General features: G+C 68.2%; 1 pseudogene. It reads right to left on the bottom strand.

The window, feature by feature from the left end:
* Positions 1-3,115, bottom strand: a pseudogene (locus EN893_RS39915) (autotransporter outer membrane beta-barrel domain-containing protein); the annotation flags it as partial.

Here is a 3,115-nt window from a genome sequence, read left to right as displayed (position 1 = left end):
CCAGTATGCCGTGCGAATAGGCCTTCTCGGTCTGGACCCAGCCGCTGTTTTCGACATTGACCTTGCCGCCGTTACCGCCAACGTTGCCGGACCCGCCCAGTGACAGGTTGACACTGACTTCCGATTCATCGGTGTGACCGGTGCTTTCGCCGGCGCCACCGGCGCCACCGCCGCCACCCACCGACTGTGCGAAGATGCCGATGGAACGCTCCTGCTGGGTCCAGATGCCGGCCGTGGCGAGATTGAAGACGTCGACTTGGAAAGCGCTGCCACCGCCGCCGCCTGCCCCGCCAAGCGCCCCACCGATCGCATATTTACCCAATACGCCCGATGTCGCCGAGCCGCCGACACCACCACCGCCGCCGATCGAGTTGGCGCTGATACCATACGAATCGGCGCCGTCGGTCACGATCAGGCTCCGGTTGGTAACAGAGACCGTGCCGCCATTGCCGGCACCACCCGCGGCGAGGCCGATCGCCGCGCCGATGCCGACGGACGTCTCGCCTTCGCTGCCTCCGCCAACGATCTCCTCGTCGGTCGAAGCCGCGCCGCCGCCGCCGCCGCCGCCGCCGACCGACATCGCCAGGATACCGATGGAATTGAAGCCCTGGGTCCGGATTACCCCGGAATTGTCGACATGCACGCCGGCGCCGATGACGTTGTTGCCGTCATCCAGGCGGAACAACGCCGCATCGTTGCCGGAGCCGCCCGAACCGCCAATGCCGACATTGACGGTGACACTCGTCTCGCTGGTGCCGCCAAGGTGGAACGCCTTGGCGTTGCTCGATCCGCCCATGCCGCCGCCGCCGCCCAGCGATTGCGCGACGATGCCTGAGGAGAAATCGCCCTTGGTCGTCAAATTGCCGGTGTTGATCACGTCGACCGCGCCGGAGATATTGCCGGTGCCGCCCCCGCCTCCGACGGTCACGTTGGCCGCAACGTTGACGCCTTGGCCGCCGCCCAGATCGGCGGTCGCACCGTTGGTCGAGCCGCCATTGCCGCCGCCGCCGATCGACTGCGCAAGGATCGCCGCGCTCATGTCGCCATCCGTCTGCACCGTCATGGCATTGTGGACGAGCACATCGTCGCTGACATTGCCGTCGCCGCCGCCGCCGCCGATGCTGACGGTCGCGTTAACGCTGACATTGACGCCGTAACCGCCAGCCGCCGCCCAGGAATCGCCGCCATTGCCGCCGCTGCCGGCAACCGACTGGGCAAGAATGCCGCCAGCCTGGTAACCCTTGGTGACGATGCTGCCGCCGCCGCTGAGGCCGGTATCGACGATCACCAGGTCGCTCCTGCCACCGTCGCCGCCCCAGCCGCCGACCGTAACGCCGAGGCTGACATTGACGCCGTTGCTGACCGAGCCGGCCATCGTGGCCGCACGGCCGCCATTGCCGCCGCCGCCGCCAATCGACTGTGCCACGATGCCGCCCGAGCCGACCGCGTCGGTGTCGGCGATGATGTTGCCGTCCGCCCTGACCGTAACCTTGCCGCCAGGGCCGCCATCGCCGCCCTCGCCGCCAACCGAAACGCCGACAGCTGCCGATGCGTAGAAACCGGCGCTGAAGGCTCCGGAATAGGCATTGCCGCCATTACCGCCGCTACCGCCGACCGATTGCGCCAGGATGGCCTTCGCGCCCGCGCCGCCGACGTGGATGTCGCCCTTGTGGGTGACGGTAACCTGATCGCTTAGGTTCGCATCGCCGCCGCCGCCGCCGATCGCGACGCCAGCCGCACCGAATATACCAACCGCGACCGCACCGGCGCTGCCGCCATTGCCGCCGCCGCCGCCGACCGATTGCGCCAGGATGCCGTGCGCGAGCGCGCCTTTGGTGGTTATGTTTGCGGTGTTTTTGACCTCGACCTGGCCACCTGCCCCGCCAGCGCCGCCCTGGCCACCGACAGCGACGGCCGCAAAGGCACCACCGGCGCCCGCCAAGCCTCCATCACCACCTGAACCACCGACCGACTGCGCGAAGATGCCGATCGAGAGGTCCCTGTCAGTGGTGATCCGAGCCGTATTTTCGACATAGACTTTCTGGCTGCCACCACCGGAACTGCCATTGCCGCCCAGCGAGAAGGAAGGTCCGCCGACCGTCACCGCAAAGCCGCCGGAGCCGCCGCCGCCGCCGACCGACTGCGCCATGATGCCGTGCGACTGAATACCTTCGGTCTGGACGACGGCGCCGTTGATGACATCAACGGTCTTGCCGCCGCCACCGCCGGCGCCCTTACCACCGATCCCGATGCCGAGGCCCAGGTTCAGTCCTGCGGAACCGCCGCCCGTGCCGCCGCCACCGCCGATGGATTGCGCGACAATACCCGTCGAGCGATCGCCGATCGTATGGATCAAGCCGCCACCAATTGTGGCCCTGACCGTCTCGGCCTCGCCGGCCGCTCCGCCTTTGCCGCCGATGCCGATGGTCGCAGCGATAGCGCCATTGAAGGAAAAGCCGCCATTGCCGCCGCCGCCGCCGATCGATTGAACGATCAGGCCAGCGGAGTCGGCGCCGTGGGTTGTGATATTCGTGGTGGTGGAGTTGTAGACGACCTTGCCCGCGGCGCCGCCGCCGGCGCCACTGCCGCCGATGCCGACGGTCAAGCCAAGGCCGACACCGATGACGCCGCCGCCATTGCCGCCGCCGCCGCCGATCGATTGCACGATGATACCGGCCGACCTTTCCTTGAAGGTCTCGACCGAACCATTATAGGTCGCATCGACCGCCTTGCCCGCGCCTGCCGCGCCGCCGCCACCACCGATGCCCAGATTGGCGATCGCGCCAAACGTGCCGACGAAGCCGCCATTGCCGCCACCGCCGCCGACCGACTGTACGACGAGGCCGATCGAGTCGGTGCCGCGCGTGATGATCGATTGCTGGCCGCCATTGGCGGTGCGGAAGAACACGTCGCCGCCATCGCCGCCGCCGCTGCCCTTGCCGCCGATTCCAACGCTCGCTCCGAAGAGGGCGCCTTCCACGACAAAGCCGCCATTGCCGCCGCCGCCGCCAAGCGATTGGACGACGATGCCTGCCGACCGGTCCTGCAGGGTTTCGACCGAGCCGCCGGTGGTGACGTCGACTTTCCTGGCGAAGCCGCCTGAACCAGCCGAGCC

Origin of the sequence: Mesorhizobium sp. M7A.F.Ca.CA.004.04.2.1 (assembly GCF_004022825.1) — a bacterium.
In the GTDB taxonomy this organism is placed as follows: domain Bacteria; phylum Pseudomonadota; class Alphaproteobacteria; order Rhizobiales; family Rhizobiaceae; genus Mesorhizobium.
The sequence above is the reverse complement of the archived record's forward strand: the minus strand, read 5'-3'. Positions and strand labels throughout refer to the sequence as shown.